14 protein-coding genes and 1 rRNA gene are annotated in these 17,068 nt (G+C 67.0%); 9 read left to right on the top strand and 6 right to left on the bottom strand.

Translation table 11 applies throughout. The features are described 5' to 3' along the window. The first annotated feature begins 118 nt into the window (after positions 1-118). Positions 119-231, top strand: a 5S ribosomal RNA gene (rrf, locus tag JYG37_RS33885). Between the two features lie 226 nt (positions 232-457). On the opposite strand, the gene JYG37_RS33880 is transcribed toward rrf, so the two are convergent. The 5 genes from JYG37_RS33880 to JYG37_RS33860 form a co-directional block, all read right to left on the bottom strand. Further along, on the bottom strand, positions 458-922 hold the full coding sequence (locus JYG37_RS33880) for a GNAT family N-acetyltransferase (protein ID WP_050016196.1): 465 nt from the start codon (positions 920-922) through the stop codon (positions 458-460). A gap of 119 nt (positions 923-1,041) precedes the next feature. Next, positions 1,042-1,440 carry a nuclear transport factor 2 family protein gene (locus tag JYG37_RS33875; RefSeq protein ID WP_050016188.1) on the bottom strand — a complete coding sequence of 133 codons (399 nt, stop codon included), beginning with the start codon at positions 1,438-1,440 and terminating at the stop codon, positions 1,042-1,044. 54 nt (positions 1,441-1,494) lie between these two features. Then, positions 1,495-2,094 (bottom strand): hypothetical protein, encoded by a 600-nt coding sequence (locus JYG37_RS33870; RefSeq protein WP_050016186.1) that lies wholly within the window; start codon positions 2,092-2,094, stop codon positions 1,495-1,497. Positions 2,095-2,287: 193 nt separating this feature from the next. After that, positions 2,288-3,592 carry an SMI1/KNR4 family protein gene (locus JYG37_RS33865; RefSeq protein ID WP_349631912.1) on the bottom strand — a complete coding sequence of 435 codons (1,305 nt, stop codon included), beginning with the start codon at positions 3,590-3,592 and terminating at the stop codon, positions 2,288-2,290. 68 nt (positions 3,593-3,660) lie between these two features. Then, a complete protein-coding gene (locus JYG37_RS33860; protein WP_089490203.1) occupies positions 3,661-4,665 on the bottom strand; it encodes an AraC family transcriptional regulator in 1,005 nt (334 codons plus the stop codon). 144 nt (positions 4,666-4,809) lie between these two features. Between JYG37_RS33860 and JYG37_RS33855 the strand changes: the two genes are divergently transcribed. Genes JYG37_RS33855 through JYG37_RS33845 form a run of 3 tightly spaced genes read left to right on the top strand, consistent with a single transcriptional unit; the run spans position 4,810 to position 8,467 of the window. Beyond that, the gene (locus JYG37_RS33855) at positions 4,810-6,477 is read left to right on the top strand and encodes an acyl-CoA synthetase (RefSeq protein ID WP_089490204.1); all 1,668 of its coding nucleotides are present in this window, start codon (positions 4,810-4,812) and stop codon (positions 6,475-6,477) included. 13 nt (positions 6,478-6,490) lie between these two features. Beyond that, a complete protein-coding gene (locus tag JYG37_RS33850) occupies positions 6,491-7,258 on the top strand; it encodes a 3-hydroxyacyl-CoA dehydrogenase (RefSeq protein WP_050016180.1) in 768 nt (255 codons plus the stop codon). 18 nt (positions 7,259-7,276) lie between these two features. Continuing rightward, positions 7,277-8,467 (top strand): acetyl-CoA C-acyltransferase, encoded by a 1,191-nt coding sequence (locus JYG37_RS33845; protein ID WP_089490205.1) that lies wholly within the window; start codon positions 7,277-7,279, stop codon positions 8,465-8,467. Positions 8,468-8,607: 140 nt separating this feature from the next. Here JYG37_RS33845 and JYG37_RS33840 read toward each other — a convergent pair whose 3' ends face one another. Next, entirely contained in the window at positions 8,608-9,300 is a 693-nt protein-coding gene (locus tag JYG37_RS33840) for a TetR/AcrR family transcriptional regulator (RefSeq protein WP_089490206.1), read from the bottom strand. Positions 9,301-9,620: 320 nt separating this feature from the next. Between JYG37_RS33840 and JYG37_RS33835 the strand changes: the two genes are divergently transcribed. From JYG37_RS33835 to hydA, 5 genes are all read left to right on the top strand, one after another. Continuing rightward, positions 9,621-10,901, top strand: a complete 1,281-nt coding sequence (locus tag JYG37_RS33835; protein ID WP_050016174.1) for a Zn-dependent hydrolase — start codon at positions 9,621-9,623, stop codon at positions 10,899-10,901. A gap of 129 nt (positions 10,902-11,030) precedes the next feature. Then, a complete protein-coding gene (locus JYG37_RS33830; RefSeq protein ID WP_213346799.1) occupies positions 11,031-12,368 on the top strand; it encodes an NAD(P)-dependent oxidoreductase in 1,338 nt (445 codons plus the stop codon). 55 nt (positions 12,369-12,423) lie between these two features. Further along, the gene (gene preA, locus JYG37_RS33825) at positions 12,424-13,740 is read left to right on the top strand and encodes an NAD-dependent dihydropyrimidine dehydrogenase subunit PreA (RefSeq protein WP_124557666.1); all 1,317 of its coding nucleotides are present in this window, start codon (positions 12,424-12,426) and stop codon (positions 13,738-13,740) included. A gap of 101 nt (positions 13,741-13,841) precedes the next feature. Further along, positions 13,842-15,350 (top strand): NCS1 family nucleobase:cation symporter-1, encoded by a 1,509-nt coding sequence (locus tag JYG37_RS33820; RefSeq protein WP_176017048.1) that lies wholly within the window; start codon positions 13,842-13,844, stop codon positions 15,348-15,350. A 65-nt stretch (positions 15,351-15,415) separates the two neighbouring features. Next, positions 15,416-16,873, top strand: coding sequence for a dihydropyrimidinase (gene hydA / locus JYG37_RS33815; RefSeq protein WP_213346797.1), 1,458 nt, complete (start codon positions 15,416-15,418; stop codon positions 16,871-16,873). The last annotated feature ends 195 nt before the right edge of the window (positions 16,874-17,068 follow it).

Below are 17,068 nucleotides of genomic sequence, written 5' to 3'. Positions count from 1 at the left end.
ACTCGACGTACGACGGTTGAACTACCGCGTATGTGTGAGATACAACCTCACAACCCACCTAAATTACTGCTTCTTCCAAGATTGGTTGCGCTGCGAAGCAACGCGACAACCCCCTTTGCCTGATGACCATAGCGAGTCGGTCCCACCCCTTCCCATCCCGAACAGGACCGTGAAACGACTCTACGCCGATGATAGTGCGGATTCCCGCGTGAAAGTAGGTAATCGTCAGGCTCCCTTAGCCAGAAACCCCCGCCCGACAAGGCGGGGGTTTTTGCATTTCGGCGGCGGAAATGTTCGGTGTGCCTCGCGACACGAGCTGGGGCGTAAACGGCGTTATCAGGCCCGCTGGCCGGACTGATCCAACTCCGCTGTTTCCGCTGCAACCTCTGTTACCGCAGTCGGTAGCTCAATCCCATCAATTGCACGCGGTGAGCGATCTTGCTGCCATCTGCTCCTATCAGACCGGAATCCGCAAGATCGGAAAGAATCTACCCGGGATGACACCCGATTCTTTTTCGCCGATTTTTTCGGCTCCCAACGCCAGATAGAACGGTGCAGCATTGGGATCGGCTTCGATCACAAAGCGCTTAATTCCTCTCGCGGCGGCTTCGGTCCGAACTGATTCCCACAGAGCACGGGCGATGCCCTGGCCCATATGATCGGGATGAACGAACAGCCATCCGGGTGTCGGCAGATCCGAATCCAATGATGCTCGGATCCAGAACCCGATGATCGACTCGCCTGATTCCGCGACGTAGCCAATCGCCCCTTCGATCGTCTCCGGCGAAATCGTAAGATCTTTTTGCCACAAGTCGAGCCATTCCTTTGGATAGCCCCAGTGCGCTTTCGACAGGCGCGCCAGTCGCGCGAGTTCGTCCGCGTCCGCGGCACGCGCAGAACGCACGGCAAATAGGTTGTGCATTTCGTCTCTCATCACTGCCGACACCACGTCGGCCGGCGTCTTCATCAGTGCATCGTCAGAACCGCGGCGTAGCATTGCCCGATTGATGGCCAGCATGCTCGCGGGGGCGTTGCCCGACACTATTGATCCCCGCACGGCCGGCGCAATGACATGACCTGCGATGCATGTCCGGCAACGACCCGCCATTTGGCGTCCGATCGACGCCAAAGTCGCGTATAGGCAAACGTACCGGCGAATGCCGCGCCATCGAAATGGCCTGCGAGCTTCGCTCGCGTCGTGGTCAGGATCATCTCGTCGATCGCGCATGCACGCATTTCGTGGACGTCGAGTGCGTCGAGACGCAGAAGCTTCGCGCGATGCGCGGTGAGGTCGTCCTCCTTCGAGATGATCTGGCCGGTCGGGACGGTGAATACCAGATCGTCGTCCAGTAGCGCGTCGAGCGCTTCGACATCGTTGGCCAGCATCGCTGCGCGGAGCGCGGTTTCGCAGGGTTCGATGACGGTACGGATTGCATCCATGTCAGACCTCGCATCATTTCGGAAGGGAAGCGGCACGGCGGCGACAAACGCAGCCTACCGCGCATTTGACAACGACTGACGTCGGACCAGCATCACCAGGCAGATGCCGATCGACGCGATGAGATTGACGACCGGATAGAACGCGACCGCGACACTCCACGTGCTCAATGCCAGCAACGCCAGTGCGTACTTGAGCACGCACAGCGCGAAATAGGCGAAGCTCTCGCTCCACGGATCGCGGATCGTCTTGCGCACGGTCGGGCCAAGGCCGGCAAGCTCGATCAGCGTGACCAGACAGATCGACACCGTCGGATCGTCGGTCAGCATCCACAGCGGAATGGCCGACAGTGCCACGCACAGGAACAACCAGTCGAGGCCCGTCCAGCCACGCTCGCCGCGAAACAGGCTGGCGATCAGCGTCAAAAAGCACGTGACGGCAATCGCCGCCGTGCACCACGCGGACGGCCCCGCGCCCGCGACGAACTGGCCGGCGGCCGCGATCGCCGTGACGACCGACCACACGAGCCACGTGAACAGATGCGGGCGAACGGTGCGCCGGTAGATCGCGAGCGCGTAAGGGATCGCTGCCAGCAACGACACGGCCGTTCCGATCACGCCGAAGATCGAAGCGGCGCTCCCATCGACATTCACCATCGGCGCAACCTCGTTCAGACCGGCCGACCAGTATGTGGTCTGACGGATCGGGGTGCAACGTCATACGCGCGCTGCGGTGCGGCGAGCTTCATGCAGATTCGCACCGGAACGTGGGAGAAATCCGATCCAAACAAACGGCACCCGGACGGCGATGCTGCAGGCAAACCCACGGCGCATCGGCGCCTGCTTGACGTCAGCAATCGAATGTCCGCAGGCGCTCGGCGTGTTCTTCGAGCCCGTCGAGCCCGAGATAGTGGCTGAGCTTGCCGGCGCGAACCTTGCGGATGTCGGCCTGCAGCTTGTCCAGCAGTTTCTCGCTCGCCGCGCGGTAGGCAGCTGCTGTATCGACGCCATGGGCCGACAGCGCTGCGCCGATCAGCCGTGCGCTATCGGTGCCGCCGCCCGCGACGCAACGCGCCATTGCGTCGGCATCCGGCTGCACGCCGGCGTCAAGCAGCATGCGCATCAGGATGGCGGGTATGGCGCCGGACACGGATGCCAGCGCATCGGGCACGACCGGTGCGCCCGCTGCGAGCAACGCGGCGGCGGCGGAAAACTTCTGGCGTCGCAGCGCGTAATCCGTCGGAATCGAACTGCCGGCGAGCGCCACGCCGAGATCGGCGACAAGCGGCGCCAATCGCGCGATGAGTGCCGCATCGTCGTGATCGATCGCATGGCGCAATGCGTGACGTGCGAGCACCGGCTGCGCGCCGAGTGTGCCGTCGGCGAGCGGCGTGCGCCAGTCGATCACCGCTTGTCGATAGAACGCGATCAGCTTGTCCGCCAGCGATGCCGACAGGCCATGATCGTCGCGGCGTTCATCGACGTATTCGAGCAGCGTGACACCGGTGCCTGGTTCGCCGCCGGGCGCCAGCGGGTCGACATGAAGCTGCAGCGCGCCGAATGCCGCGTACAGATCGGGGGCGATCGTCGCGACACCGTCCTCGTGCATCGCGCCGCGCCACGCGGGCGGCAACCCCTGTTTCCACGCAAGTACATGGCCATAGTCGTGGGCGCCGGGCTCCGTCACGACGTAGATGCGGTCGCAATATTCGAAGCCGCCGAACGGCAGCGCACCGATTTTGCCGTTCCACGTGCGCGCGTTCTCTTCCGCGGCTTCTTCGGCCAGTTCGAGTTCATGGTCGATCCAGCCCTGCAGGTCGCGGTAACCGTCGCTGCCGTTGTAGAACAACTCGCTCCAGCTGATCGCTTCGACATTGCCGTTCATCTCCAGCGTCAGGTCGTAGTCGAGGCTGCCGCCGGCCGTGACGCGCCATAGCTCGAGCAACGGGAGCGGAATGTCGCCGTGACAGCAGGCCTGCACGGCCGCGATCTGGTCGGCCGCCATCGCCGGTTGCGCGTCGAAGATCACGCGGCCGGCAAACAGCACGATACCGTGCGCGCGCAGAACGGCCAGTTCGGTGTCGGAAAAGTGGGTGGCTTGCATCGGAGCGTGAGCGGTGATGGTAGATCGGTGTTCGCCGCGGTCCGCGGACAACGGACGGCAGCCACGTGGGTGCATCGTATCAGCGGCGCGTGGCGAGACGCTCCGCGCCTGCATGCCACTCAAGACTCCGCGTTCGCCGCATGCACGTCGCGCCGAAATGCACCGGGGCTCGTGCCCGTCCATTTCCGGAACGCGCGATGAAACGCGCTCGGCTCGGTGAAGCCGAGTTCGGCCGCGATCTCCGCGACGCTGAGCGCGTGCCCGCGCAGCAGCGACTGGGCCAGCGCACCGCGCAACTCGTCCTTGATCGCCGCGAAGCTTTGCCCTTCGCTGCGCAAACGCCGCCGCAGCGTCGCGGGCGTCGTGTCGAGGCGCGCGGCCAGCGTGTCGAAGTCGGGCCACTCGGCGGCCGGCAGCGCCTTCAGGTACGCGCGCGTCTTCGCGACCCAGCCCGTGTCGTGCCGGTAGCGCACGAGGAGGTTGCCGGGCGCGCCGCGCAGGAAGGTCTTCAGCGCCTGCTCCGAACGGATCGTCGGCAGCGCGAGATAGGCGGCGTTGAATGCGAGCCGGCTGTCGGGCCGGTCGAAATGCACGGGGACGCCGAAGAACTGGTGATAGTCGCTGCGCTGGCCGGGGCTCGGGCACGCGAAATCGATGCGCTGCAGCGGGATGCGCCGGCCGATCAGCCAGCACGCGACGCCGAGCAGGATCAGCCAGAACGTCCGGTATGCGAACGCCGGGTATGGCGTGCCCGATTGCGCCAGCACGATCTGCGCGTGCCCGTCGGCCACGACGAGCTCGCCGTGCGGTTCATCGAGCACGACCCGGAGGAACTGCAGCGCGCGCCGCAGCGCCTTATCGAGCGTGCCCGCATGCAGTACTGCGTGGCACAGCAGCGTGAAACTGCCGCGCCGCATCGGGCGCGCGGCGAGGCCGAAGAATTCGTCGTCGAGCACGCCCGCGATCGCGAGCCACAGTCGGCCGTACTGCTGCGGCGTGACGGGCTCGCGCACGACGGCCGGCAGCCCGGCGGTGCGCAGCACGGGCGCCGTCGGCAGGTCGTGCCGGCGCAGGCACGCGAGCGCATCGTCGACGAAATCCGGCGAAATCATCTGCGGCCCCATTTTCCTGCGTCCTCCCGACATGGCAAAAACGATCACGATTCTAGATTCCGTTTGTCATTGATTGCAATGTATGGGCTGTCTACTATCGATGTATCCCCGTCGCGCCCCTGGCTCGCCGGCGGCCATAACGCACAGGAGACACGCATGCCAGAAGGAGCTACCGCCCGGGCGGTGCCGGCTTACGCCGACGCCGTGGCCCGATTCAGTATCGAGACCGCCGCCGCGCAACTGAGCGGCGACCTGGAGCGCGGCCTGAACGCGTGCATCGAATGCTGCGACCGGCACGCGAAGTCGGACGCTATCGCACTCGACTGGATCGACGCCGGCGGGCAGCACCATCGCTTCACGTTCGCGCAGATGCAGGCGCTCTCGGCCCGGGTCGCGAACCTGCTCGTTGCGCAGGGCGTGAAGCCGGGCGACGTGGTGGCCGGGCTGCTGCCGCGCACGCCGGAACTCGTCGCGACGATCCTCGGCACGTGGCGCGCGGGCGCCGTGTATCAGCCGCTGTTCACCGCGTTCGGCCCGAAGGCGATCGAGCACCGATTGCGCATGAGCGATGCGCGGCTGATCGTGACCAACGTCGCGAATCGCGCGAAGCTCGACGAAATTGCCGAGTGCCCGCCAGTGGCGACGGTGCGCGAAGCAGGCGAGACGCTGTCGGCGCACGACATCGATTTCCGCGCGGCGCTCGACGCGCGGTCCGATACGTTCGAGCCCGTGCCGCGCAAGGGGTCGGACCTGTTCATGATGATGTCGACGTCGGGCACGACGGGCTTGCCGAAGGGCGTGCCGGTGCCGCTGTACGCGCTGCTTGCGTTCGGCGCGTACATGCGCGAAGCGGTCGATCTGCGCCCCACTGACCGGTTCTGGAATATCGCCGACCCGGGCTGGGCGTACGGCCTCTATTACGCGATCACCGGCCCGCTCCTCCTCGGCCATGCGACGACGCTCTACGAGGGCAGCTTCACGGTCGACAGCACGTATGACGTGATCGAACGGCTCGGCATCACGAGCCTCGCGGGTTCGCCAACCGCGTTCCGGATGCTGATGGCGGCCGGGCCGGAAGCGGCCGCGCGCATGAAGGGCCAGCTGCGCGTGGTGAGCAGCGCGGGCGAACCGCTGAATCCGGAAGTCGTGCGCTGGTTCCACGCGGCGCTCGGTGCGCCGATCCACGATCACTACGGCCAGACCGAGCTCGGAATGGTCGTGAACAACCATCACGGCCTCGCGCACGTGGTGCACGTCGGTTCAGCCGGCTTCGCGATGCCGGGCTATCGCGTCGCGGTGCTCGACGAAGCGGGCCGCGAGCTCGGCCCCGGCGAGCCCGGCAACCTCGCGATCGACATCGGGCGCTCGCCGCTGCTGTGGTTCCGCGGCTACTGGCAGCAGGACACGCCGGCGATCGCGGGCGGTTACTACCGGACCGGCGACAACGTCGAGCTGGAGCCGGACGGCGCCGTGAGCTTCATCGGCCGCGCGGACGACGTGATCACGTCGTCCGGTTACCGGATCGGCCCGTTCGACGTGGAGAGCGCGCTGATCGAGCATCCGGCCGTCAGCGAGGCCGCCGTGATCGGCGTGCCCGACCCGGAGCGCACGGAAATCGTGAAGGCGTTCGTCGTCCTGTCGAAAGGGTTCGACGGCACGCCCGAACTGGCCGAGGAATTGAGTCTGCACGTGAAGCGGCGGCTGTCCGCTCACGCTTATCCGCGCGCGATCGACTTCGTCGACGCGCTGCCGAAAACCCCGAGCGGCAAGATCCAGCGCTTCGTGTTGCGCAAGATGGAAGCCGAGAAGGCCGCTCAACCCTGAATACGGACTGCCAATGAATATCAAGGATCGCGTTTTTCTGATTACGGGCGCCGGTTCCGGCCTCGGCGCCGCGGTGGCGCGCATGGTCGTTGCGCAAGGCGGCAAGGCCGTGCTGCTGGACGTCAACGACGAGGCGGGAGCGAGTCTCGCCAACGAACTCGGCGCGGCCGCGCGCTTCGTGAAGACCGACGTGACGAGTGAAGCCGACGGTCAGGCGGCCGTCGCGGCAGCACGCGACACGTTCGGCCGCGTCGATGCGCTCGTCAATTGCGCGGGCGTCGCACCGGGCGAGAAGGTCGTCGGCCGCGACGGCCCGCATTCGCTCGACCGCTTCGCACGGGCGGTATCGATCAACCTGGTCGGCACGTTCAACATGATCCGGCTGGCCGCCGAAGCGATGTCGAAGCAGGACGCCGACGCGGAAGGCGAGCGCGGGGTGATCGTCAACACCGCGTCGGTCGCGGCGTTCGACGGGCAGATCGGACAGGCCGCGTATGCGGCGTCGAAGAGCGGCGTGGTCGGCATGACGTTGCCGATCGCACGCGAGCTCGCGCGCTTCGGCATTCGCGTCGTGACGGTCGCGCCCGGCATCTTCGCGACGCCGATGATGGCCGGCATGCCGCAGGACGTGCAGGACGCGCTCGGCAAGAGCGTGCCGTTTCCGCCGCGGCTCGGCCGCCCGGAAGAATTTGCGGCGCTGGTGCGCCACATCGCCGAGAACACGATGCTGAACGGCGAAGTCATCCGTCTCGATGGCGCGTTGCGCATGGCACCGCGCTGACACTGGAGGAAGCGAATCATGACGACTCAGGATCCGATCGTAATCGTGGGCGCGGCGCGCACGCCGATGGGTGGTTTTCAGGGCGACCTGGCGGCGGCCAGCGCCAGCGACCTCGGCGCGGTGGCGATTCGCGCGGCGCTCGAGCGCGCGAACGTGCCGGCCGAACGCATCGATGAAATCGTGTTCGGCTGCGTGCTGCCGGCCGGCCAGGGTCAGGCGCCCGCGCGCCAGGCCGCGCTGAAGGCTGGGCTGCCGCTCGCGGCGGGCGCGACCACGGTCAACAAGATGTGCGGTTCCGGGATGAAGGCGGCGATGTTCGCGCACGACCTGCTGCTGGCGGGTTCGGCGGGCGTGGCCGTGGCGGGCGGGATGGAGAGCATGACGAATGCGCCGTACCTGCTGCCGAAGGCGCGCGCGGGCATGCGAATGGGGCACGGGCAGGTGCTCGACCACATGTTCCTCGACGGGCTCGAGGATGCGTATGAAAAAGGCCGCCTGATGGGCACGTTCGCCGAGGATTGCGCGCAGGCTTACCAGTTCACGCGCGAAGCGCAGGATGCGTTCGCGATTGCGTCGCTGACGCGCGCGCAGCGCGCGATCGCGGAAGGGCATTTCGTGTCGGAGATCGCGCCGGTGGCCGTGAAGGCGGGCAAGACGGAAAGCGTCGTGTCGATCGACGAGCAGCCGGGCAAGGCGAAACTCGACAAGATCCCGACACTGAAGCCCGCGTTCCGCGACGGCGGCACGGTGACGGCCGCGAACGCCTCGTCGATCTCGGACGGCGCGGCCGCGCTCGTGATGATGCGCCGCTCGGAAGCCGAGCGCCTCGGCCTCACGCCGAAGGCCGTGATCGTCGGGCATTCGACCTATGCGGACAAGCCCGGCCTGTTCGCGACCGCGCCGATCGGCGCGCTGCGCAAGCTGTCGGAGAAAACCGGCTGGAGCCTGCGCGACGTCGATCTGTTCGAGATCAACGAAGCGTTCGCGGTGGTGCCGATGGCCGCGATGCGCGACCTCGACCTGCCGCACGAGAAGGTGAACGTGCACGGCGGCGCGTGCGCGCTCGGGCATCCGATCGGCGCATCGGGCGCGCGCGTGATGGTGACGCTGCTGGCCGCGCTCGAAACGTACGGCCTGACGCGCGGCATCGCCTCGCTGTGCATCGGCGGCGGCGAAGCGACGGCGGTTGCGATCGAGCGGGTCGCGTAATACATCGCGTAACGCATCGCATCGCACGCTCGCACGCTCGCACGCTCGCACGCTCGCGGCATCACGGGCGGCGCGTATCGCACGGGACATCCCGTGTGGTGCGCGCCGCCCGTTTTTATTCGGCGGATCGTCGTGTCGCGCTACGGCTTCGCGTTCGGCGACACCGCGCCGCACGCACGAATCACGAGCTGCACGACCTGCTCGGTCTTTTCGTCGAACGCCTTCTTCGTGAACGCGCGCTTGCCGCTCAGCGCGCGAATCTGCGCATCGAAATCCGCATAGTGCTGCGTGGTCGCCCAGATCAGGTACATCAGTGCATGCGGGTCGATCGGCGCAAGCAGCCCGCGTGCGATCCAGCCTTCGATCACCTTCACGCGGGTGTCGAACCACGGCTTCACGCGTTGCGACAGGATGTCCTGCATGTGCTCCGCGCCGTGGATGATCTCGTTGGCCCACACCTTCGAGCCGAGCGGGCGTCGCTGCGACAGCGCCATCTTCGCGCGCACGTAGCCGCCGATCGCCTCGACCGGATCGTCGCCGGCCTCGAACGAGCCGGCCGCGCGATGCCAGTCCTCGAACAGGTCGTCGAGCACACGGCGGTACAGCGCGAGCTTGGTCGGGAAGTAGTAGTGCACATTCGCCTTCGGCAGACCCGCGCGCTCCGCGATCATCGCGGTGCTCGCGCCGGCGAGCCCGCGTTCCGCGAATACGGCCTCCGCGCACGCGAGCAGATGCGCTTCGTTGGACTCGCGGATGTGCGCCTTGCGTCGCCGCAAAGGCGCCGGCGCTTCGTCCCGGTCGGTGGCTTCGATCGTCGCCTCGTCATGTCTCATCGTTACCCTCGCGCGGCGGCCATGCCGCGTTGGGCTTCATTCTAGCCGCTGATTCGCGTCGCGCGCACGCAGATGGATGCCGCCACGCCGCGGCGATGCTGCGTTGCGATGGCACGTTTCTCGCTCCGGTGCGTCGCGCAAGAAAGACGTTGCGCTGGTCATTTTGATCGTCTAAAACCTGTCCAATCGGACAGGATTTAACGCGTTTCGCGAACCGACAGGGCATGCACGGCATCTGGGCGGTGTGCCCCGAAACAGGTCTCACATGCACCGGCACAGACCGGGCCGACGACATCACCGACCCCACAGGAGCGATACGAATGAACGCGGTATCGGAAACAGTGAAGCGGGCAGCTTTCGACACGTCGATCAAGGTCGACGGCAGGCGGTTGTGGGACAGCCTGATGGAAGTCGCGAAAATCGGTGCGACCCCGAAGGGCGGTGTGTGCCGTCTCGCGCTGACCGATCTCGACAAGGCTGGCCGTGACCTGATCGTCGGCTGGGCGAAGGCCGCTGGCTGCACGGTGACGGTCGATACGATGGGCAACGTGTTCATGCGCCGCGCGGGCCGCGTGGCCGACGCGGCGCCGGTCGTCACGGGCTCGCACGCGGATTCGCAGCCCACCGGCGGGCGTTTCGACGGCATCTACGGCGTGCTCGGCGGCCTCGAGGTGATTCGCAGTCTGAACGATCACGGCATCGAGACCGAGCATCCGGTCGAGGTCGTGATCTGGACCAACGAGGAGGGTTCGCGCTTCGCGCCGGCGATGGTCGCGTCGGGCGTGTTCGCGGGCGTGTTCACGCTCGACTACGGGCTATCGCGCAAGGACGTCGACGGCAAGACGATCGGCGAGGAGCTCGCGCGCATCGGCTACGCGGGCGACGTGCCGTGCGGCGGGCGCAAGCTGCACGCGGCGTTCGAGCTGCATATCGAACAGGGGCCGATTCTCGAAGCGGAGTGCAAGACGATCGGCGTCGTGACCGACGCGCAGGGGCAGCGCTGGTACGAGATCACGTTCACCGGCCAGGAAGCGCACGCGGGACCGACGCCGATGCCGCGCCGCCGCGACGCGCTGCTCGGCGCGTCGCGGGTAGTCGATCTCGTCAACCGGATCGGCCTCGATCATGCGCCGTTCGGCTGCGCGACGGTCGGCATGATGCAGGTCCACCCGAACTCGCGCAACGTGATTCCCGGCCGCGTGTTCTTCACCGTCGATTTCCGTCATCCGGACGATGCCGTGCTCGCGAAGATGGACGCGGCGCTGCGCGACGGCGTCGCGCGCATCGCGGGCGACATCGGGCTCGACACCGAACTCGAGCAGATTTTCTACTACAAGCCGGTCGCGTTCGACCCCGCCTGCGTGGCGGCCGTGCGTGATGCGGCCGACCGCTTCGGCTACTCGCATCGCGACATCGTGTCGGGGGCGGGCCACGACGCGTGCTATCTGGCGCAGGTCGCGCCGACGTCGATGGTGTTCGTGCCTTGTATCGACGGCATCAGCCACAACGAGATCGAGGACGCGACGCCCGCATGGATCGAGGCCGGCGCGAATGTGCTGCTGCACGCGATGCTGTCGCGTGCGTGCGAGCCGGCTTCATGACGGATCGGGTATAGCGCGGCCAGTAGACCGCGCACAGTTAGACCGTAGCATTCCTAAGCATGACCGCCCCGACTGTGCATTCGCAGCCGGCGGGGACGGCTTTGTCTCCACCCAGTCGAAGGAACGCGTATGACCACCCAGCCAACCGGCGATATCGCCGCGCATCGCCTGTCGTTCACGCAACTCTCGTGCGAATTCGCCGATATCGCGCCGCTGCTCGATCCGACCGCCGCGGCGGCTGCCGCCAGCCGCTGCCACTACTGCTACGACGCGCCGTGCGTGCACGCGTGCCCGACGCAGATCGACATCCCGAGCTTCATCCGCAAGATCGGCAACGGCAACCTGAAAGGCGCGGCGACCGACATCCTGTCCGCGAATCCGCTCGGCGGGATGTGCGCCCGCGTGTGCCCGACCGAGATCCTGTGCGAAGGCGCTTGCGTGCGCAACCATCAGGATGCACAGCCGGTCGCGATCGGCGCGTTGCAGCGGCACGCGACCGACTGGGCGATGGAGACCGGCGCAGTTCAGTTCCGGCGCGCGCCCGAGACGGGCCGCCACGTGGCGGTGGTCGGCGCTGGGCCGGCCGGGCTCGCCTGTGCGCACCGGCTCGCGCTCGCCGGGCACCGCGTCACACTGTTCGACGCGCGGCCGAAGGCCGGCGGCCTCAACGAATACGGGATCGCCGCGTACAAGACCGTCGACGATTTCGCGCAACGCGAAGTCGAATGGCTGCTGTCGGTGGGCGGCATCACGCTGGAAACGGGTATGGCGCTCGGACGCGACGTCACGCTCGACGCATTGCGCGAACAGCATGACGCGGTATTTCTCGCGATGGGCCTCAGCGGTGTGCGCACGCTCGCGATCGACGGCGAGCAACTGGGCGGTGTGATGAACGCGGTCGATTTCATCGAGCAGGTGCGGCAGGCGGACGGGTTGGAGAACGTGCCGGTCGGGCGGCGCGTGGTCGTGATCGGCGGCGGCAACACGGCGATCGATGCGGCGGTGCAGAGCCGCAAGCTCGGCGCCGAGCGCGTGACGATGGTGTACCGGCGCGGCGTGGATGCGATGAGCGCGACGTGGGCCGAGCGCGAGTTCGCGCAGAAGAGCGGCGTCACGCTCGTCACGCACGCGAAGCCGGTGCGTATCGCAGGTACGGACGGGCAGGTCACGGGCGTCGAATTCGAGGCCGCGTCGGGCGAGCGTTTCAGCGTCGACGCGGACATGGTGCTGAAGGCGATCGGCCAGACGCTCGTGCCGGACGGCATCGCGGCGGAATTGCTGACCGCGGACGGTTCGCGTATCGCGGTCGATGCGGACGGGCGCACGGCGCTGCCGGACGTATGGGCCGGCGGCGACTGCGCGGCGACGGGCGGCATCGACCTCACGGTGCAGGCCGTGCAGGACGGCAAGCGCGCGGCCGCGTCGATCGACGCGACGCTCGCGGCGCGCGACGCGAAGGCGGCCTGAACGCGCGACGCACCGCACGCACACCGAACACGACCCCCTTCTCACGGAGCCGAACATGGCCGATCTCCGCTGCACCATCGCAGGCATTACTTCTCCGAATCCCTTCTGGCTGGCGTCCGCGCCGCCGACCGACAAGGCCTACAACGTCAATCGCGCGTTCGAGGCGGGCTGGGGCGGCGTCGTGTGGAAGACGCTCGGGCTCGATCCGCACGTCGTCAACGTCAGTTCGCGCTACGGCGCGGTGCAGTGGAACGGCCAGCGCATCGCGGGGCTGAACAACATCGAGCTGATCACCGACCGTCCGCTCGACGTGAACCTGAGAGAAATCGCGCAGGTGAAGCGCGACTGGCCGGACCGCGCGCTGATCGTGTCGCTGATGGTGCCGTGCAACGAGCGCGACTGGAAATGGATTCTGCCGCTCGTCGAGGATACCGGCGCCGACGCGGTCGAACTCAACTTCGGCTGCCCGCACGGGATGAGCGAGCGCGGGATGGGCGCGGCGGTCGGGCAGGTGCCCGAATACGTGGAGATGGTCACGCGCTGGGTGAAGGAAGGCACGAAGCTGCCGTGCCTCGTGAAGCTCACGCCGAACATCAGCGACATCCGGATGGGCTCGCGCGCCGCGTACAAGGGCGGCGCAGACGGCGTGTCGCTGATCAACACGATCAACTCGATCGTCGCGGTCGATCTCGACCAGATGGCGCCGATGCCGACCGTCGACGGCAAGGGCACGCACGGCGGCTATTGCGGGCCGGCGGTCAAGCCGATCGCGCTGAACATGGTCGCCGAGATCGCGCGCGATCCGGAAACGCCGAACCTGCCGATCTCGGGCATCGGCGGCATCTCGTCGTGGCGCGACGCGGCCGAGTTCATGGTGCTCGGCGCCGGCAGCGTGCAGGTGTGCACCGCCGCGATGCATTACGGCTTCCGGATCGTGTCGGATCTCGTCGACGGCTTGTCGAACTGGATGGACGAGAAGGGCTACGCGACGCTCGACGACATTCGCGGCCGCGCGGTGCCGAACGTGACCGACTGGAAATACCTGAACCTGAAGTACGACATCAAGGCGCGCATCGACCAGGACCGCTGCATCCAGTGCGGGCTGTGCCATATCGCGTGCGAGGACACGTCGCATCAGGCGATCACGGCGACGAAGGACGGCGTGCGGCACTTCGAAGTGATCGATTCGGCGTGCGTCGGGTGCAATCTTTGCATGCATGTGTGTCCGGTCGAGCAATGCATCACGATGGAGCGCGTCGACGCGGGCGACTACGCGAACTGGACCACGCACCCGAACAATCCGGCGAGCGCGGAGGCGGGGCCGAGTGCAGGCGCCGCGGCGCCCGAGAAGCACGCGAAGCAGGCTGCCTGACCGGCGTCCGGCGATGCGGGGCATCCTGCACCGCCGCCTTTCGTTCCACCCGGGCCGGCATCGCACGATGCCGGCGTTGACGTTTTCGTGGAGTGTGTTCGATGAATCACGCAGCGATTCCCGCCGATCCCGACAGCGCCGCGGCGCACGGCGGCAGCCTGTACAACGACGACCTCGCGCCGACGACGCCGGCGCAGCGCACGTGGAAGTGGTACCACTTCGCGGCGCTGTGGGTCGGGATGGTGATGAACATCGCGTCGTACATGCTCGCGGCCGGGCTGATCCAGGAAGGCATGTCGCCGTGGCAGGCGGTGATGACGGTACTGCTCGGCAACCTGATCGTGCTCGTGCCGATGCTGCTGATCGGCCATGCGGGCGCGAAGCACGGGATTCCGTACGCGGTGCTCGTGCGCGCGTCGTTCGGCACGCAGGGCGCGAAGCTGCCGGCGTTGCTGCGCGCGATCGTCGCATGCGGCTGGTACGGGATCCAGACCTGGCTCGGCGGCAGCGCGATCTACACGCTGCTGAACATCCTGACCGGCAACGCGCTGCACGGCGCGACGCTGCCGCTCGTCGGCATCTCGTTCGGGCAACTCGCGTGCTTTCTCGTGTTCTGGGTGTTGCAGCTGTACTTCATCTGGCACGGCACCGATTCGATCCGCTGGCTCGAAAGCTGGTCCGCGCCGATCAAGGTCGTGATGTGCGTGGCGCTCGTGTGGTGGGCGACGTCGAAGGCGGGCGGGTTCGGCTCGATGCTGTCGGCGCCGTCGCAGTTCGCGGCGGGCGGCAAGAAGGCCGGGCTGTTCTGGGCGACCTTCTGGCCGGGCCTGACCGCGATGGTCGGCTTCTGGGCGACGCTTGCGCTGAACATTCCCGACTTCACGCGCTTCGCGCATTCGCAGCGCGACCAGATGATCGGTCAGTCGATCGGGCTGCCGCTGCCGATGGCGCTGCTGTCGGTGGTGTCGGTCGTCGTCACGTCGGCGACCGTCGTGATCTACGGCAATGCGATCTGGGATCCGATCGATCTGACGAGCCGGATGACCGGCATCGGCGTGGGCATCGCGCTCGTGATCCTCACGCTCGACACGATGTGCTGCAACCTCGCCGCGAATCTCGTCGGTCCTGCGTACGATTTTTCGAGCCTGTGGCCGAAGGCGATCTCGTACCGCACGGGCGGGATGATCACCGCGACGATCGCGATCGTGATGATGCCGTGGAAGATCCTCGCGACGACGGACGGCTATATCTTCACCTGGCTCGTCGGCTATTCGGCGCTGCTCGGGCCGGTCGCGGGCATCCTGATGGTCGACTATTTCCTGATCCGCGGCACGCAGCTCGACACGCGCGCGCTGTTCGACGAGCGCGGCGGCTTCAGCTATGCGCGCGGCTGGAACCCGGCCGCGCTCGTCGCGCTCGCGGTCGGCGTGCTGCCGAACCTGCCGGGCTTCCTGCATACGGCGTTTCCGGCGTCGTTTCCGAACGTGCCGGCGTTCTTCAACACGCTTTACACGTACGCGTGGTTCGTCGGCCTCGTGCTGGCGTCCGGCGTGTACGGCACCTGGATGAAGTGGCGCGCCGGACCGCGCGCGCAGATCGCGAGCGCATGACACGCGAGCCGGATGCGACTCGCGCGCGGCATGCGGCACCCGACAGTCAACGAGGAGGCAACGACATGGCAATCCTGATTCGTGGCGGCACCGTGGTCGATGCGGACCGCTCCTATCGCGCGGACGTGCTCTGCGCGGACCCGCAGGACGGCGGCACGATCCTGCAGATTGCGGAGCGGATCGACGCGCCGGCCGGCGCAACCGTCGTCGACGCGCACGACCAGTACGTGATGCCGGGCGGCATCGATCCGCATACGCACATGGAACTGCCGTTCATGGGCACGACCGCGAGCGACGATTTCTATTCGGGCACGGCGGCCGGGCTGTCGGGCGGCACGACGAGCATCATCGACTTCGTGATTCCGAGCCCGAAGCAGCCGCTGATGGACGCGTTCCGCGCATGGCGCGGCTGGGCCGAGAAGGCGGCTTCCGATTACGGTTTCCACGTGGCCGTGACGTGGTGGGATGAGAGCGTGCACCGCGACATGGGCACGCTCGTGCGCGAGCATGGCGTCTCGAGCTTCAAGCACTTCATGGCGTACAAGAACGCGATCATGGCCGACGACGAGGTGCTCGTGAACAGCTTCAAGCGTTCGCTCGAACTCGGCGCGCTGCCGACCGTGCACGCGGAGAATGGCGAGCTCGTGTTCCAGCTGCAAAAGGCGCTGCTTGCGCGCGGGATCACGGGGCCGGAGGCGCATCCGCTATCGCGGCCGCCCGAGGTGGAAGGCGAGGCCGCGAACCGCGCGATCCGCATCGCGCAGGTGCTTGGCGTGCCGGTGTATATCGTGCACGTGTCGGCGAAGGACGCGGTGGACGTGATCACGCGCGCGCGTAGCGAAGGGCTGCGCGTGTTCGGCGAAGTGCTACCGGGGCATCTGGTCATCGACGAGGCCGTCTATCGCGATCCGGACTGGACGCGCGCGGCGGCCCACGTGATGAGCCCGCCGTTCCGCTCGGCCGAGCATCGCGAGGCGCTGTGGCGCGGGCTGCAGTCGGGGCAGCTGCATACGACGGCGACCGATCACTGCGTATTCTGCGCATCGCAGAAGGCGATGGGCCGCGAGGATTTCACGAAGATCCCGAACGGCTGCGGCGGCGTCGAGGATCGCATGTCGGTGCTGTGGCATCACGGCGTGAATCACGGCCGCATCACGCCGAACGAGTTCGTGCGGATCACGTCGACCAATGCCGCGCAGATTTTCAATCTGTATCCGCGCAAGGGCGCGGTGCAGGTCGGTGCCGACGCCGATCTCGTCGTGTGGGACCCGGCCGCGACCAAGACGATCTCGGTGAAGACGCATCACCAGCAGGTCGACTTCAACGTGTTCGAGGGGATGACGGTGCAGGGCGTCGCGACGCACACGCTCACGCGCGGCGCACTCGCATGGGCCGACGGCGACTTGCGCGCGGTGCGTGGCGCGGGCCGCTATCTGAAACGTCCGCCGGCGGCTGGCTACTACGAGGCCGCGCGGATCGCGAACCGGCTGCGCGAGCCGCATCCGGTCGAGCGCGCGGGTTGAACGATGCCTGTCGCGCGGGGCGTGTCCGTTCTGACGGCACGCCCCGCGCGTGTTTTAGCGGCGTAGATAGAACAACTGATCAAGTTCTCGAAGACGAAAACAGAAACGATCGATGCCATTGATCGCGGCGATTTTGGCGACGTTGCGGGCGTGCATATCGAGCGAGTAACATCCACCCACCCGATCACGCGGGTC

Origin of the sequence: Burkholderia sp. LAS2, from assembly GCF_018417615.1 — a bacterium.
Taxonomy (GTDB): Bacteria; Pseudomonadota; Gammaproteobacteria; order Burkholderiales; family Burkholderiaceae; genus Burkholderia; species Burkholderia sola.
Note: the sequence above shows the minus strand (reverse complement) of the source record. Positions and strands in the feature narration are given on the sequence as shown.